The 18,085-nt window shown below is 30.3% G+C and carries 13 protein-coding genes; 4 read left to right on the forward strand and 9 right to left on the reverse strand.

All coding sequences use genetic code 11. The features are described 5' to 3' along the window. Positions 1-3: 3 nt before the first annotated feature. Genes QM746_RS11315 through QM746_RS11325 form a run of 3 tightly spaced genes read left to right on the forward strand, consistent with a single transcriptional unit; the run spans position 4 to position 1,792 of the window. A complete protein-coding gene (locus QM746_RS11315) occupies positions 4-849 on the forward strand; it encodes a MauE/DoxX family redox-associated membrane protein (RefSeq protein WP_414984320.1) in 846 nt (281 codons plus the stop codon). Further along, entirely contained in the window at positions 779-1,513 is a 735-nt protein-coding gene (locus tag QM746_RS11320; RefSeq protein WP_414984321.1) for a hypothetical protein, read from the forward strand. Before QM746_RS11315 ends, QM746_RS11320 begins: the two co-directional genes overlap by 71 nt. A 24-nt stretch (positions 1,514-1,537) precedes the next feature. Then, a complete protein-coding gene (locus QM746_RS11325; protein WP_414984322.1) occupies positions 1,538-1,792 on the forward strand; it encodes a DUF6520 family protein in 255 nt (84 codons plus the stop codon). Between the two features lie 32 nt (positions 1,793-1,824). On the opposite strand, the gene QM746_RS11330 is transcribed toward QM746_RS11325, so the two are convergent. From QM746_RS11330 to QM746_RS11340, 3 genes are read right to left on the reverse strand one after another with little or no spacing between them, the layout of a single operon-like run. Next, entirely contained in the window at positions 1,825-4,401 is a 2,577-nt protein-coding gene (locus QM746_RS11330; protein WP_414984323.1) for an alpha/beta hydrolase family protein, read from the reverse strand. Continuing rightward, positions 4,391-5,827, reverse strand: coding sequence for a RagB/SusD family nutrient uptake outer membrane protein (locus tag QM746_RS11335; RefSeq protein WP_414984324.1), 1,437 nt, complete (start codon positions 5,825-5,827; stop codon positions 4,391-4,393). The genes QM746_RS11330 and QM746_RS11335 overlap by 11 nt, the downstream gene beginning before the upstream one ends. Positions 5,828-5,831: 4 nt before the next feature. Continuing rightward, positions 5,832-8,828: a SusC/RagA family TonB-linked outer membrane protein gene (locus tag QM746_RS11340; RefSeq protein WP_414984325.1), complete on the reverse strand. Its 2,997-nt coding sequence runs from the start codon at positions 8,826-8,828 to the stop codon at positions 5,832-5,834. A gap of 678 nt (positions 8,829-9,506) precedes the next feature. Between QM746_RS11340 and QM746_RS11345 the strand changes: the two genes are divergently transcribed. Continuing rightward, complete coding sequence (locus tag QM746_RS11345) at positions 9,507-9,824, forward strand: hypothetical protein (protein ID WP_414984326.1); 318 nt, start codon at positions 9,507-9,509, stop codon at positions 9,822-9,824. A gap of 5 nt (positions 9,825-9,829) precedes the next feature. On the opposite strand, the gene QM746_RS11350 is transcribed toward QM746_RS11345, so the two are convergent. From QM746_RS11350 to QM746_RS11375, 6 genes are all read right to left on the reverse strand, one after another. Continuing rightward, positions 9,830-10,039, reverse strand: a complete 210-nt coding sequence (locus tag QM746_RS11350; RefSeq protein ID WP_414984327.1) for a hypothetical protein — start codon at positions 10,037-10,039, stop codon at positions 9,830-9,832. A gap of 306 nt (positions 10,040-10,345) precedes the next feature. Beyond that, complete coding sequence (locus QM746_RS11355; protein WP_414984328.1) at positions 10,346-11,854, reverse strand: hypothetical protein; 1,509 nt, start codon at positions 11,852-11,854, stop codon at positions 10,346-10,348. Between the two features lie 11 nt (positions 11,855-11,865). Beyond that, entirely contained in the window at positions 11,866-12,918 is a 1,053-nt protein-coding gene (locus QM746_RS11360) for a hypothetical protein (protein ID WP_414984329.1), read from the reverse strand. A 184-nt stretch (positions 12,919-13,102) separates the two neighbouring features. Next, complete coding sequence (locus QM746_RS11365) at positions 13,103-14,443, reverse strand: UvrD-helicase domain-containing protein (protein ID WP_414985148.1); 1,341 nt, start codon at positions 14,441-14,443, stop codon at positions 13,103-13,105. Beyond that, entirely contained in the window at positions 14,444-15,769 is a 1,326-nt protein-coding gene (locus QM746_RS11370) for a UvrD-helicase domain-containing protein (protein WP_414984330.1), read from the reverse strand. 131 nt (positions 15,770-15,900) lie between these two features. Then, positions 15,901-17,712 carry a hypothetical protein gene (locus QM746_RS11375; protein ID WP_414984331.1) on the reverse strand — a complete coding sequence of 604 codons (1,812 nt, stop codon included), beginning with the start codon at positions 17,710-17,712 and terminating at the stop codon, positions 15,901-15,903. Positions 17,713-18,085 lie beyond the last annotated feature (373 nt).

Here is an 18,085-nt window from a genome sequence, read left to right on the forward strand (position 1 = left end):
GCCATGAAAAATTTCCAATCTATCATTATTCAGTTCACGGTATATTTTCATGTATTGCTTTTTACCTATGCAGCCATTAGTAAGTTGTTAGATTTTGAGAACTTTCAAATTCAGTTGGCACAATCTCCATTGCTGAGTGCTTATGCAGGAATTATCTCCTATAGTGTTATCCTTATAGAGCTAATACTTTCAATAATGCTGTCTATCCCAAAGAGCAGACTGATTGCTTTATATGGTTCTCTATATCTTATGATAGGTTTTAGTGTTTACATCTACCTTATTCTCAATTACAGTGATTTTATACCATGTTCTTGTGGAGGAATATTAGAAAAGTTAGGATGGACAGAGCATTTAATTTTCAACATTTCTTGTGTTATTTTATTAATAATCTCCATTTATCTGTTTGAAAAAAACAAAAATAAACAGAATAAACTTACCATTATTTCAACATCTCTTACCGTGATTATTTCAGCATCAATGGTATATATTTTATTTTTAAATTCTGAATACATAGTCAAAAATGAAAACAACTTTACACGCAGATTTCCTCATCATCCAATTTTAGAAGATTCCTATTTAGATTTAGGGGTTAATTCTTATTATTTTGCAGGGATAGACAAAGACGAAGTTTATTTGGGAAATACTACATCCCCTTTAACACTTATATCAATAGACAAAAATTTTAAAAATATAAAAAAGCACCCCGTTCTTTTAGAAGAAAAAGGCAATATATTCAAATCATTAAGAATTGTTGTGAAAGCACCTTATTTCTATTTATATGATGGAAGTATTCCAATTATATACAGAAGGAGAATTAGGAAAAAAAGAAGCAAGTGTAATAAGCTATAAAAATGCCTATTTTGATCAATTACAAGTAATTGATAGTATAAGATTTGCAGTAAGAAGTCAAAGTCATAAAAGCAAAAAACAAGTACTCGGAATATTAAGTTTATCTCCAATACCTAAACTTAATTTTTCCGAGAATTCCATATCAATTCATCAAAAAAACATATTTGACATTGATGGTAAACTTCTCTTGGATAATAAAAAAATCTATTATGTATTTTATTACAAAAACAAGATTTTAAGTAATGATTATACGTTACAAAAATCTGAACATTTCAATACAATAGATACCATTAGAGAAGCAAAAATTAAAATTATAACATTAAGTAATGGGCATCAAAAAATGGGAGCTCCACCATTAATGACCAATAAAAACGCTGTTGTTTACCAAAGCATTCTTTTTAATCATTCCAATTTAATTGGCAAACATGAAAATAAGAAACAATGGTCAAAATCATCTATTATAGATGTATATAATACAAAAACAAAAAAATATTGGGGTAGCTTGTATGTACAAAACCGCGGTAATAACAAGATGTCTCAAATGCTCGTAAGTGATAAATACATGTATATCCTTATAGGGCAAGAAATTGTTCGATATAGGTTAGCGCAAGCTATAAAAGAGCAATTTAAAATAGGAGAAGCCGAAAACCTATTATCAGAGTAGGCACAATATTAAAATTACTTGATTATGAAAAAGTTCATTTTACCGGTAGCAGTAATATTATTAGGTACTGGTGCTGCCTTTAGTACACAAAGCTTTAAAAAAGCGAACAGTACAATTGTTGAAGGTTACAGAATAAACCAAAACAATCCTGAGCAAGAATGTGAAAACGCTCACGTAGAGTGTTCTACCGAAAGCGGAGCTGTCTGTGAAGATGCAATGGGAAATAGCTTAAGAGAATTTGACGGTACAAGCTGTCCAAATTTATTATACAAACCTTAAAAACTAGGCTGCATTTTGCAGCCTTTTTTCATTTAATTTTTCAAGAAATAATTCCACCAATTCATTACCTGAAAAGTATATTCCAGTTGGTTATTTTTTCTTAGAAGCCCATGTCCATCTTTTGGAAAAAGCAATAGTTTCACTTCTTTTTTTAAACTTGCCAGAGCAAGATACATGGCAACACTTTGATTCCAATTCACATGGTAATCTTCTTTTCCTGCCCAAATCAATAAAGGAGTTTGAATTTTATCAGCATTGAATACAGGGTTATTTTCATAAAAAACATTTTTCATTTCATAGAAATTACCTGTTAATCTAAAACTTTGGTCTGTCAATCTCCATATATTTGGACGCAAAAAATTGATGTTGTAAGAAAAATAAAAACTTGTTATATCTCCAATAGACACTCCACTTACAGCTGTTTTAAATCTATTGGTTTTTGTGATGATATAATTCGTTTCAAAACCTCCAAAAGATTCTCCTGCTATACCCATTTTGCTTTTATCAATACTGTAATATTTTCCAACTTCTTCTATAGCTTCATCTACAGCTCTTAAAGCAGATGCCCCAGGCTCATTTTGGGTATAGATAATTCTAGGTAAAATAACAATATAGCCATTCTCTGCCAAAAGACTTCTATTTATCCCTTGCTGATTGTACCAAGATGGATATACAAAATCTTTATATTCTCTGGCTTTATTCTCGTAAATATGAACAATTGTGGGATATTTTTTTTGAGGATTGTAATGTGGCGGAAGGATAACGGCAGCGTAGTTTTTAAAGTTTTCTTTATCAGAGATTGCTTTATTCCATGTTAAAACTACGGTCTTTGGAAAATTTTCAAAGTGAAAATTTTCTTGATTAGACTGATATAAAATTTCTGCGGTTGCTTTTTTTTGTTTTAAATCACTAGATATCCATTGATATTTTTTTATTTGAAAAGGAGTATTTCCATTTTCAAAAGTATAGCTCATGCCTTTTTCAGACATGGTTACTGTTTCAAAAGAACTTCCTTGAAGAGGCTCTACGCTTTTAAGTTTTCCTTGTGTATAAACCATGAGTCCCTCTTTTAATTCATCTGTCGTTTTTACTCTTAATACTATTTCTTGTTGTGGTAATGTAGGCAAATCATACCATTGGAGCATCTCCACTTTAGAGCTGCCAAACTTCTGTATTTTATATTGAAGATTAGGGTCTTTGTTTTGGGTTATGTTCAGCAATTTCTTTTTTTTAAGGTCATATTCCCATACATTATGAACTCCCGTAAAATAAATTTTTTGTCTATTTTTAGAAAACAAAGGCTTATCTACAGGATATATATTTTTCTTACTTTGTCTGCTGAAAAAATAGAAAAGTTCCTCAGCGTTTTCTGTAATGTTATAAGACTTTTGGGTAATACAATGATAGCTCCACCAGTGCCCTTGGTCAAAATAATAGATGGTGTTTTCATTTTCTAATACATAAAAATCAGTAGTCTTTTCTATTGCCCATTCTATATTTTGGGTTTTCAAATTTCTAAGTTGTATTTTAGGCATCAAGTGTTCATCTGTAAAATCTTCATTTGCTAAATCTAAAACTTCTAATGTATAGTTATTATTAAAAACAATATATCTTCTGGTTACCCCTTCACCAGCCTTGCTTTCTTTTATCTCATCATTGCTATAATCATACAAAAGGGCATTAACCTGTGATTTTTTATACCTTTCTATAAGTGGCTTTAGCCCTTTGTCATTGCTATTCCATTCTTCTATTTGCAATGTAGCATCTTCTGAATTAGAAATTGATGCTAGGTCTTTATAAGCCAACTGGGTTGCAAGAAGAGTATGAGGTTTTAAAAATTTAAAACGATTAAAGTTTTTTAGCTTTTCAGTAATATTTTTATTTACTATTTTTTCTCCCGAAGTATTATAGATTTGCAGGATATATTCCTGTCCTTTTTCCCATAAAAATAGACTTTGAATTTCATTTTCAATTATTTGTTCACCAGTAGCGAGTAACTGTCCTTCTTGTACATCATTTAAAGTTACTTCTTCTTTTTGGGTTTTAAGGTTTATTAAAACAAGTTGTTCTTTCTGGTGAATCATAAATCTATCTTCAGTATTTAGGCTTTCCAGTTCTTTTACATTTGCGTATTTTTTGATGAGTTGATTCTTTTCATCTAACCAATATAACTCGTCCTCTTTAAGTACTAGAAGTGTATTACTTCCTTTGTGATATATGAATTTTTTGACATGAGTTTCTTTCCATTCTTGGCTATTGGACAAATTTTTTACGGTGAGATTTCCAGATGGGTCTCTTAGTATAAAATGTTGATTGTCTAAATAGGCATCAGCAGGATTTGGAAAAACAGCAATAGCTTTATTCATTGTATTTTGCAACAGTCCCTCTGTTCTTCCATCATCATATTTTTTGATAAAATAACTCCACTTCCCATCAGGACTTAAACTTACATTTATCAATTTATGCCAGTTTCTATAGGGGAAGGCTTTCTTTTGAAGCTCTTCGGTAGTTACTTTAGCTTGCTTTTGTTGAGCTTGTTGTTCTTGAGCTGTTATTTTTGTCAGTAGAAAAAGGCTCATCAATACATATACAATATTTCTAATACCCATTATTTTGAGGTTTTAGATTTGGATTGGCTAATAATTCACGTTCGGGTAATGGCAATACTTCCATAAAGGTTTTCCAATTGGACTTTAAAGCGCCCATCACGGTATCTAGCTGTCCACTTCTTTTTAAATCAAAAAAACGTTGTCCAAATTCTGTGAAAAACTCATGTCGCCTCTCGTTAAAAATTGCAACTCGTATATCATTTTGCGATGTAGAGCTAAATACATTAAGTCCTGCTTTAGTTCTGATGATGTTTAAATTTGCCAACGCTTCAAAGGTGTTCCCGATTTCATTATTGCTTTCTGCTAGAATGAGGTAGGCTTCTTCTACTCTTAGTACAATGGAATACTCTTGTGAAGTAGTGGTTTTATTATTGAGTTTGTATTTGTAGGCATGGCTATAGCTGTTTTGACTATTGCTAAGTGTTTTTATCCATTTTTGTTTTCTTTGGTCGTTAGATTCAAAAGAATTGAGCAAAGATGAACTCAAGGCTACATTTGCCGGAGGAATTGTTGTAAAAGTAAAATATTGTCCTTCTAATGTATTGATGCCTACATCTGCTGGCATCCACTGTAGAATAGCACTTTTACTATCTTTTAGAAATGTTTTACTGAGGTCTTGCTCCATTAAATAGAGGGAGTTATTGACCACTTTTGTAGCATATTCTTTGGCATTAGACCAATCTTTTTGGTAGAGATAAACTCGTGACAACAATAGCTGTGCGGCTGCTTGATTGGCTCTTGTTCTATTGCTGGAGGGATATGTTGCCGGCAACAATCTCTCGGCTTGCTTAAGGTCGGCAATGAGCTTAGAGTTCACTTCATTGATAGGTATTCTTTCTGCAAGTTGATTATCTTGGTAATGGGTGGTTTCTATATATGGAATTTCTCCATAGAGATTTACCAAATAAAAATGTAAAAGAGCTCTTATAAAATAAGCTTCGCCACTGATTTGATTAGAGGTGTTTTCATCTAAATAATCATGGCTTTCTTCTATACCTTCTATAATATTGTTTACTGCATAAATCTGTTTATAGGCATTAACCCACATTGCATCTACAACACTGGTGTTTTGTTGTACATTGAGTTCATAAAAAGTTCTATAATCTAACGCTTGATTGGTATATGATGTAATTTCGTCAGTATAGCATCCCAACAGGTTATTAATACCATATAAGTCACCTTTCAGCATGCCATTGGCTCGCAAGTTGGTATAGACATCTGATAAAGCTGAAAGGGCTAGTTTTTTATCTTTAAATACGGTTGTTTGAGAGATTTGGTTGGTAGGTTCACTTACTTCTAAAAATTTCTCACAACTCTGCGGCAAGATGCTAAGGTATGCCGAAAGCATTCCTATGGCAATAATAGGCAATCTTTGTTTAAAAGAATAAGGATTTTTTATTTCATTTTCTGTATTGATTCTTTTCATGGTTTTAAAATTTAAGGATGGCTGTGATGGAATACGTTTTCATAGATGGAAGATATACTCCTACTACTTCTGGGTCTATCCCTTTATAAGAGGTTATCGTTGCGAGGTTTTGCCCTTGCCCTATTAATGTGAGACTTTCTATCCCTTTTGTTTTTAGGGGGATTTTATAACTCAATTGTACATTATTGAGTCTTATAAAAGAAGCATCTACAATTACGGCATCACTGGAGGTATATCTCGAAAAAGCGGTTAATGCTGCTGAGTTTCCTCCAGTGGTGGGTCTCTGGTAGCGAGCATCTGTATGCTCAGGAGTCCAATAGTCGAGCATATAGGTGGGGATATTTCTTTGAATACCAAGTAATGAAAGGTTATAATCCATGCTGTATTGTCTTTGTTTTACCCATTGAACCAGAAAACTGAAGCTAAGATTACGATAACGGAACTGGTTGCTAATGCCTCCAAAATGTTTTATCCCTATTTCTGCTACTTTCTGGCGGTCATTGGTATCTAGTTTTCCATCTCCATTCATATCGCTAAACTGATAAACTCCTGTTACGGGATCTACTCCTTTATATTCATATACTTTTTTAATATTCATGGGCTGTCCTACCACATAGGTATTGGCATAGGAACTACTGCTGAGATTGTCATATTCTAGAAGTTTGCTTTTGGGAAGAGAAAAGTTGGCACTTAACTCCCATTTAAAAGAGGTATTTTTATAAATGGATGCACTCAACTCTGCCTCTATTCCTGTGTTTTGTACTTTTGCTGGAAAGTTACTCTGTAAGGTTAAAAAGCCTGTAGTGGCAGCTAAAGGTACACCTACCAATTGATTGCTTGAACGATTTCTATACCATGAAAAATTAATGTTTATTCTTTCTTTTAAAAGCCCTAATTCTATGGCTGCTTCTAGCTTGGTTGTTTTCTCCCAACTGAAATTTGGATTATAAAGTCTTGATGGATACATCCCTACAACGCCATCATACAATAAGGTTGCTGTGGTGTAGGTGTCTAAATATTGATAGTCTCCAATTAAATCACTTCCCGCGGTTCCTATACTTGCTCTGAGTTTTCCAAAGCTTAATAGTTTTTTTAATGTTTCATTGTTTTGGATGATATTTTCTTTACTAAATATCCATGCTGCTCCTATAGCTCCGAAATTGGCAAATCTATTGTTCGCTCCAAATCTACTCGAACCATCTCGCCTTGCTGTTAGGTTGATGAGATATTTTCCAGAATAGTCATAGTTAAACCTCCCATAGAATGCTGAATATCGGTATTGTATTCTGGTATCTTCATTTACTTTTTGAACTTTGGCATTGGATATATTTTGAAGCAAATCATTTGACGCAAAATCACTGCCTTGCAATCTTAATATATGGTCTTTCTTTTCTTCTAGGGTGAGCCCTATTAAGGTATTGACGTGGTGTTTTTGCCATTCTTTATTCCATGTGATTTGTGGCTCGGCAATCCAACTATTTCTTTGAACATTCCCTAAGTAAATAATGCTATTGGTACTGGTATAATTCAGGCTTGGATTATAGGCTGTTGAAGGATTGGTTCGTTCTTCTTCCTGAAGGGTTTGGGTATATCCGGCATTAAGTTTTAGGGATATACTAGGAAATAATTGATAATAGGTATTTACTTGCGCGGATAAGGTTTTTAGCTCTGAGTTGTATTGATTTTCTAATTTAGAAATGGGATTATCAAAAGTGTTATCCTCCCAGTTGACGGCTCCTGTACTTGTATATAACGCTGGTGCATTAGGACTCAGAATAATTTGGGTGCTAAGGTCTCTTTCTATAAGGTTATTGTCTTGTAAAGTATAATAAATCGTTGGGCTGATGCTAAATTTTTGGTCTGCACTATGATGTACCATATTCAAATTAAACCCTTTTCTCTCATAGCCATAGTCTTTTCCATAGGGGGTAGCTTGTTCTTGACGGTGGATACTCATATACCATTGCGTTTGTTCACTTCCTGAGGAAAGAGAGAGTTGCTGTTGCATATTCAGATAGGGCTTGCCTATGAGGGTTTTAAACCAGTTGGTATTTCTTTGGCTGTCCCATTTTCCATTTACATCGTATGCTGTAGCGGGATAATTGGTAATATTATCTAATCGATAAGCATCTTGTCGCATCTGTAAATATTGTGGCGTATCTGCAAACGTGATAAACTGGTTGGATTTTGAAACTGTAGTATTTAGCAATAACTCAGCACTAAGGCGTTGACTTTTTCCTCTTTTCGTGGTGATGAGAACTACACCATTGGCTCCTCTGCTTCCATAGATGGCGGTAGCATCGGCATCTTTTAATACTTCAAAGCTTTCTATATCATTTGGATTGATGCTGTTTAGTGGGGAACTTTCTCCTTTGGATAGCATTCCTGAAGATAATGTGCTGATTGAGTTGTTTTGAGCATTTAAGGGGATGCCATCTACTATTATTAAGGGATAGCTTCCATCTGACCTTAGGCTGTTCTTTCCTCTAATCTGAATGTCAAAACCGCCTCCTGGTGCTCCACTATTTTGAACAATGCTTACTCCTGAGATTCTTCCCTGGGCTGCACTCAGCACATTGATTACAGGTTGATTTTCGAGTTGCTTATTGCTAAGTTTTGCTATATTTCCGGTTCTTTCTTTGTCTTTCACTTGGTAGTAACCGGCATTCAAAACCACCTCATCTATTTGCTTTTCTTTTTGTAAGTGGATATTGAGGATATTTTGCTCTCCTACTTCTACTCTTGTCTCAGAATAATCGGGGTGTTTAAAAATTAAAATGGCGTTATTGCCTGTGATTTTGTATTGATATTGTCCTGATGAATTGGTGGTGGTTACGCTGTCGTTTCCTTCTTGTGATACTACTACTCCAGCTATTGGTTTTTGGTTTGTGGTTACCGTTCCTTTGATGGTTCTTTCTTGCCCCTGGGCTGAACCATACAAGACCATAGTGGCAACTAGGCTTACTTTAAGAAAGCCCAATTCCATTTGGTTTTTTTTCATAATTTTGTTTCAGTTTTTTTATTAAACTAGCCGCTCTTCCTTGCTCCTGTCGCCAAACTTTGCAGGAAGGGCTTTTTTTTTACATTACGTATTCTATCAAAAAAGTTCATGAAATGGTGGCTGAGCACTGACCGAAGGTCTGCGAACGAAGTTCACGAAGCCCACTTTGTACTTCTAACTTCTAACTTTTTACTTTTTACTTCCTTAGGTTGGGAGACATTATATTACATCTCCCTTTCCTAAAGGTCAATAATAAAATTTGATATGAATGTTGAATGTATGTTTCCCGTGTAAGCCCGAAAGCCGCAATGGTGCGCTGCCATTGTATCCGTCAATTTGATACTATATTTTGAAAAGCAGCTTAGAAAAATGTAGAGATAGTACGGGCAGCATAAAAAGAAAACGGCATGGGACTCTACAAATCAGATCTGGGGTACTGGTATACCTTACGTACAGATAAGAGAGAACCCACGCCCTAGGTCGTGAGCCTCAAGCTCATCCTCTCGTACGTTAAAAATTACCAGTTTTCAGATCGAGATTCTAAGCAATAGCTTCTAATATTTTGTTGAAGTATCGCAAAGTTACATTTTATATAACTTATTTGACAAAAATAAATAAAAATTTTTTGGTACGCAATACCGTACCAAAATATTTTAATTAAAGTGGTTACTTGCGTTTATGAAAGAGCAGTTTGAGGACATAATCAAAATTAAAATTGCTATTTCTTTGCGAACTTTACTAAAACAGAATAAGGAATATTCTCGTAAAATAGAAAAGAGTGAAGAAATCACTGATAGCTATGACAAAATTGCTGTCAATGCCGATATAAGAAAAGCAACAGTGACTCTCGCATTTAATGGAGTTACAAGAACTGCTATGACTACTATTATTCTAATCGTAGAGGCAATGGGTTACACTTTACGAGACTTTTCAAAAATCTATTCCGAAATTAATGACAAACAGATTAGTGATTTTAGGAAAGAAAATAATATCTAATTACTTTAAGAATTCAAAAAACTAGTTAAGCCAATAATCTTATTGTCTAAAGTATTATAAAGTACCTCTACAAAGAAATTATATAATTTATATAATACAAATTTTGTCTTATCCACTTCTTTTATCCCAATAATAACACCTTGAGTGAAAACCAAATAATATTGTTCTTGTTGAGAAAGTTGTGTAAATTCATAAAAAGATATAAAAGAATTCATGGTTACTTTACAACTTCTTTATAGTATCGTTCTGAGCATTGTTCTAATACCTCATTTGTTTCTTTTAAATCTTTTAAAAGAAAATAGATCCATATAGAAAGACCAATTACAATAACGGAAGAGACAAAGCTGTAAATTTTTAATGTATTCATGATTTAGTTTTTTGTAAAAATAAGGAATAAGCATTTACGGAGAAATACAAATGACATAAAATTATATGCTTAATAATTAAAAATAATATTTGTAACCCCTTGAAAATAATATTTATTAAAGTATTTATACAAAAATAGAACCCGAGTTTACATTTTATATAAATTTAGGAAAAAGAAATTTTTCATCATTAATTACAGTAATATTACTATTAAAATAATAAATTAATGTAGCTATTAATATCAAAAATAAAACTATAATCCAAAGAATTGTATACCATCTTTTCTTTTTTTTGATATATTCTAAATCTGAATTATGTTCTTCATCATTGTTAAGAATACGGGCTATATCTTCTTCAGTTAATAAATCAGTGTATCTTGTTTTAAAATCTTTATAACTCTTTTTAAATCTACTTTCTTGCTCATTCAGTTCATATATTGAAATTATCATATAAATAAGAGTTATCCCGATAAAAACTAATGTTATCAAAGTGCTATACAAAATAAAGTCTACATTATTTTTTGGTGCAGCAAGAATTCGCGTTACTATCAAAGATGAGAAAAATGTAACTAGTGAAAGTGCTGACTTTTGAAATCCATTCGCAAAGTTATCTGTAAAACTTGCCACGCGTTTGCCATAATCCAAGATTTGGTCAGACATTTTATTTCTGACTTCGATGTATTGTTTTACATTTTGTCTCTCATAAATCTTGTAACTGGATTTTAAAGATTCAAATACATCACCTTCAAGCTCTAAACTGGAGACTTTTCTTAAATGTAAAGAAATTAAGTTTCTAGCTAATCCAATCTTATCTAAAATATTTCCGCTACTGTATATCCATAAATATATATTGTAAAAATCATCTAAATTACTAATACTAACATTATTAGGATCAATGAATTCACTAATTGACTTATAACCATTAAGTTTATAATAAAAACTTTCTTTTGTAAGATCTGTGATATCAAAAATTGATGATATCACAAGTATTTTGCCTAACCTTTGAAATTGCTCCAATGTTGATGATTCCATTTCACCATTACCTTCGAAAATGAAATCTTCTGGAAGAACCTTTAGTTTACCAAAAAATGACGAATGATTATTAGAAGTAATATTAGTAATTCTCTTTTCACGATAATCATAATCCTCTTCTTCTTCTTGATATTGAGCGGCAATAAAGAATTTACTACTATTTAATGTGCCAACAAAATCATTTATTAATAAATAAATCTTTGATGTATGATTAAAAACACTGCTTGAGAAAAAGGTTGCTAAACTTAAACTGTCAAATGATTTTATATAATTGAAAAAACAGTCTTTTGAATAAAAGTGAAATTGGTTATTGGTTGAAATCTTATAAATATTGATTTTAATGTTGATTTTTTCTCCCTCTTCATGACTTGACAATAAATTATTTAGATCTTTGAAATTTGATGTAAAATTATTATCATCTTTGATTACAACAGATTCACCATGATCAATAGAAAAATAAAAAGAACAACTATCCGAATTTTTGACTTCAGTAAAAACTTTTTTGAGAGCTTCTTTTGTAGGCAATAAGATTGTAGAATATGAATATCCTACTGTAAATTCATTGAAATCTTCTTCAAAAATTTCAATATTGTTAGGAGTTCCAATACTATTAAAAAAATCAATATACCTCATAATTGCATAGATTAACCACCAAATTCGTCAAAGCCCGTTGATGTCTTGATAAATATACCTTTCTCATTTCGGTCATTACGAGCACTTTCTATTGTACCAGGATTTACTTCTCCTTTAAGAATCAAATCAATACTCTCATGTAAACTAATAGTTTTCTTAATTTTCGCAGTGATTGCCTTTTTAACTAAACTAAACTGAGAATCAAAAGCAAACTTTGTGGGAAGTTCTCTAGTCTTCATCGCAAATTTTTCAATATCTAAATCTTCTTTCTCTGGAACATATCCATCTAAACATTTTTCAATATAATCCTCTATTTCAAACTCCTCATTCGAACGAAAATAATGAATCGTAGTATTTCTTAAATTCCAAAAATCAATATTTGATTCCTTTCTAATAATATTAAGTATTTTAGATTCTATAATAGAAAATGCTTTTTTCGTATTTTCCTCATCCTCATATTTTTTTGCGAGTTCTAAGAAAGTATCCCACCAATATTTTGATATTGATTCATTAATATCATTAACATAAATCTCTTCTATATTTTTGTCATTGTCAAAAGTAATTTGAACAGATTTAAAAATCTTTTTCTTTAATGGAAATCCATCTTGCCGGGTAAAGGTTTTCCTTTCTATATAAGAAAGAGTTTCAGCTTTACAAATTATCATTTTTTCAATATTTCTATCTGTGATATGGGAAATTATAAGCAAACCTTCATGCAATTGTTTACCTAATTTTAAGATCTTTTCCTGAGCATCAATTTCGATTCTCAGTAATCTATCAGCAATAGCAGCTACTTCACTAAAAACAGCATTTTTCTTAACTATTTGACATACAATATTTATAACTTCAGTATGCTTACTATTTAATATGAACTGCCTACCCCCTTGTGTTGAAATCTCGTGTACAATCCCTTGAATAAAATTCATATAATCTGATTTGTTTTCAGTTGCTTCTAAACGAGTAAGTTTATTAGCTTCTAAATTTAAAGCATATGAACTGACATTATGAATCTGGAGATCTCGTTTTTGAAATGTTTCATTTGGTTCAAAATTATTCTCTGCCATTTAATGTAAAATTTAATTAGAAATTATTGAAAAACTAAATTCTTTTCAAAGTATTTAGCCGATTAAAATAGGTTATTAATTTGTTTGAAATCTGATTTTCAGACTATTATTTTTTACCAAATTTAAATAAAAAAAATGAAATGAGTATGAAAAGTCACTGATTAGAAGTCCATAACATTCGGGTTTATTGTAAGTTGATAGTACTTTTACATTTAGGATAGTTGGTACAACCTAAAAAAATACCATATTTACCAGTTCTTTTAGTCATGAAGCCACTATTGCAATCAGGACAGAGAAATTGATTTTCTAAAATTGACAAATCGTTGAACGTTTGATTGCATACTGGAAAATTGGAACAGCCTAAAAATTTTTTACCATTTGAAGTATTGTCTCTAATAACAAGTTTGCCAGTTATACAATATGGGCAATTAGTTGTTTTTAGTAAATCACCATTCGAATTTACCAAGTAGTTATTGTCTGATAAAATTTCTTTAACAAATAACGAAACATCAGATGGGATGAGTAGAATGTTTTCATTTTTAGTTCTAGTTAATGCTACATAAAATAGTCTACGTTCTTCTGCTAATTTATATTCTTCTTGCTCACTTAGTAATACATGTAAAATAGGGTCATCTGACATTTTATTTGGAAAACCAAATAGGTTATTTTCTAGGTTTAATAATATAACATTATCAGCTTCTGTTCCTTTTGATTTGTGTACAGTTAAAAATTTAATATCAACTTCTTCGAAGCCTTTAACTTTTAATTTACCAGATGATTCATAATATTTAATTCTGTCATCAGTAGTTAAATTAATTAATCCATTAACATCAAAACTATGTCTTCCCAAAACTAAAATATTTTTATTACCATATTTTTCTTTAAGTAATTTTACTGTGTTTATAAAAGTACTCACTAGATTATCCTCAGGATAATGCACAAATTTTATCGGTTCTTCTAATGTTTCTTTTTTAGATTTAGGATTCTTAGAAAATTGTCTTGGATTTTTTTTAATAAAATCTGAAGTTATGTCAATAAGTGATTGTGAATTTCTATATGTTTGTTCAATTAAAAGAAGTATATACTTACCAACATATTTTTCAAAATTACTGAACAGTGAAATATCACTACCTGCAAAACGATATATAGATTGCCAGTCATCACCAACACAAATAAGTCTAGCACCAGATATATCTCTAATTTCTTTAATCAAATTAAAACGGGAATATGATATATCTTGATACTCATCAATAATGACGTATTTGTAACTGGTTTTTGATGTATTTTCTTTAATTAAATCTGTAGCATGATTAATCATGTCATTAAAGTCTATTTCATTTCTTTCTTTTAATGTATTATCATATTTTTCAAGAATTGGAAGTACAAACTGTAAAAACATTTCCTGTCTCTCTAACATAAATGAATTTTTAGTTTTACTACTATCAGAAAATAACTTTTGTAATGATTTTTTTTCTAATTTTCTTGATTTACTTAAGTTTATAAAACTTTCAATTAATTTAATAATTTAATTACCAAAATTTTCATCATTATTTGAAACTTTGGTATAGATAAGTTTTGTATTAATAGGTTTGAATGAAACATTACAATTCTCCAACATTTCTGTAAGTTTTTGAATTAAAATGTTATCCCTATTATAATAAGAATAAGTTTCAATTAGTTTTGTATTGTATTTTTTGTGAGCTTCTCTTTTAATCTGCATCCCTTTTAAGTATTCTTTTTCATTGAATGGATTTAACCATTTTGCTCGATTATTTTCATCAACCCCAAAATACTCTAAATAAATATCATAATCTTTAAGATAAAAGTCAGGACGATAAATTACTTCTCCAAAAGGGTATGGCTTTTCATACTCATAATTGATACCATTGAGATATAAAAAATTTGCTATTATAAGTTCCTCAACACTTTTAACTCTTTCGCCTTGAATAGTATCAAGTGAAGATTTGGAAATCTTATTTAATGACTCGCACTTTGACTTAAGCGTTTGTAAATCAATACCTTTTTCATTATCTATTTTATCACCTAATGAATCATAATTATCAGAATCCTCAGGGATATTCATATAGCAAGCTACATATTGAATGTAAGACTGTAAAGCTATAGAATTATTTAAAATATCTGTTTTTAAATATTCTTTAATTACACTGCTTAAAGTATTTTCATTTGTTACTGAGGGAACAAATGATTGATATTTTTTAATTACATCGTAACTAAGTTTGTGAAAAGTAGTTGCCTCTACATCTAATTCCAATTTTTTTAATCTTTCATTTAACTCTTCTACTGTTTTTTTGGTAAAGGATAATAATAGTATTTCTTTAGAAGAAATATTTTTCTTTTCGACTAGATATTTAACTTTACCTAAAATTGTGAGAGTCTTACCAGAACCTGCACCAGCAATGATTAAATTTGAATATTCATCAGTTATTAATGCTGTCCTCTGCTGGTCATCTAATTTTTTTCCCTCGATATCATCAAAATATTGCTCTAATTTTTCTTTTTGAGTATTTACATAATTCTGATTATAAGAAGCAATGAAATTGTCAAAATTTGAAAAAATATCATTAAACTTTTTAACTGTTTCTTCTTTTTTGTAGTACTTTGTCTTATTCTTAAAAAACTTTCCAACATTTGAGTAATTTGATTTTATCTGTTCTCTTTCAATCCAAGTTACATAATCACTAAATCTATTCATTTGTTCTACGAAATCTTTGATTTGCTGCAAATTTTTCAAATAAACTATGTTTGAATATTTATTCTTTTCTTTTTTAATGTATAGATAAAAAAGAATCAAGGAAATTGAGATTAAGAATGTAATAATTAGAAATTCCATTTTATAACTAAAGTTCTTTATTGCTAAAAAAACAAAAATTTAAATAAAAAAAATGAATTCAGAAAGAAAAGTCACGGATTAGAATCTGAGCTATAAGGTTACAACAAAGCTATATTATAAAAACTTTTTCATCATGGTTTGCAATGAATATAAACTTCAGTGTTAGCTTCAAAACAACTAGAGATAAGTGAAGAGATGAACCATAATATTTGTATTACTTCATTCCTTTCACGAAATGATTCACCATTTTTCAATTTATGTAATCTGTCTTCCAATGCAGATTTTGATATAAAGTTAATTACAATATGAACCTGCTTTTTTATATTTGGATATCCTTTAATTTTTTTGAAATAAGAAATAACATCATTTGAATTTTGCTCAGTTCTAATTCTATTTATTTGTGTTTCTACTGAACCATTTTTGTATTTGTTATTCCATAGATTTTCTTTAATTTCCCATTGATCATCAGAAGGAGACAAATTACCTAAATTTTTTAGAGCTTGTCCTACAATATCCTGAAAGTCAGAAGCCGAAAAATTGGAATTCTTATACTTTGAATGATAAAATGCAATTGATTCTTCATTTAATCCTATGTGATCAGCCCATTCTTTAGAAAGGTCATCACAAATAAAATAATCATAATCTGTCTTGAATTTATTCTCTACAAATCCAAAAACAGATTCACTATTAAAATTTTTAGAATCAATTCTGAATTGTCCTTTCTCTGAAGTAACATTTTCAAGCTCAGGACTTTCTTTGAATATTTTTAATACTGAATCTAAATTTCCCAATAATCTATTATCTTTAAATAATTTTCGATTACAATAAATAAATTCAGGGTTATCAAAAGTTATAATGTAGCTTCGAGTCCAGTTTATGACTGATAGAATAGGATAGCATAAATCCGTTTCATATTCAATATAAAGTTTTGAAAGTTTTTTTGAACGAAGTGTTATGGATTTATCATTTAGAAATAAACTTAAATCATTTACTATTTTATTTTTTATCCTATATATGTCGTCCTCAATTTTCTCAATTTCTAATAAAAACTCGAATTTTTTTAAAATTGGAATCAAGTTAATTTCTCTTTCAATAATTTCATCAGATTTTTTTATCCGATAAAAACATCTACGTATTTTATTTTCTTCAAATTCTTTGTAAATTTTGCTCAATACAATTAGAATTGATGTTGGTGTCAATTCATCTTTGTGTTTAGAATAGTCTATAGATGTTGCGAATGATGACAAAAAATTTATTTTAGGAATATAGTTTTTTATTTTATGAACAGTATTGTTACACCAAATAAGAAACCCGTCAAACGTATTTTTAGGACCAAGTTGATTAATTCTAGAGGAATTAACTGATATAGTAACCTTTTCCTCATCATTGCTTACTCTAACTGTATTAAGAATATATCCTTGTAATCCAAAACTTGATACATTTTCTTGCAAATTTGGTGACTCTAAGCTTTTTTGTCTAATTGCTCTATCCGAAATATTCATATTGTCCATACTTAATTTTTCAAAAGAAGTGTTATCTTGAGAAAAAATAGAAGTCATTACATTATAATCCAAAGGTTCAAAATCAGAAAGGAAATCAGTTATTTTAGAGATATTTTTTCGAGCAATTACAAGGTGTTCTTCAAAATCAATTATACAGATGTAAGCTAATTTTACTTCTTCCCAATTAGTAATAAAATCTTCAATAAAAGATGGCTTTTTAATATATTTAAAAACTAATACAGAGTAAAATATTTCACTACCATCAATTAGTATTTTTTGCTTTTTAACAATTTCAAGTAAAGCTTTTCCTTGCTTATCAGCTGAAGCTTCCGAAAAAGTTCTCTTTATACTTCTCTTGGATAAAAAACCTGATTTTTCTTTAAGAAAAAAATAAGCATTCTCATGTAGAATTATTTTTTCTAATAATTGTGAATTTGTCATTTGGTTTTATGGGGTAAATTTTTAAAAATGTTGAATATCTTGCCGTCTGCTTTACGAAGTTTCCTCTGGGAGTGTTGCTTCCGAGAGGGAATTTTGCAAAAGCGCTTGATGTTTTGAATGTCTGCGCGTAGCGACTATATTACATCAGAGGATACAATCCGCGTATCCATTGCACCAAAATCTAATTTTAAATGTTTATTTGTTAAGAATTTTGAGTTTCTGTTTATTTGTTTTGTACAAATATATTAAAATCAGTTGATTATAAAATACATACCTCTGCTTTTTTATCAATAATTTAAATTATTAAAGTAAAGTTAAATTAAAAAATATTTCTCGTTTACGGAAAACCGTAAGGTGACATAAAAAAAACTGC

The sequence above is a fragment of the Cloacibacterium sp. genome (genome assembly GCF_047601505.1).
Taxonomy (GTDB): Bacteria; Bacteroidota; Bacteroidia; order Flavobacteriales; family Weeksellaceae; genus Cloacibacterium.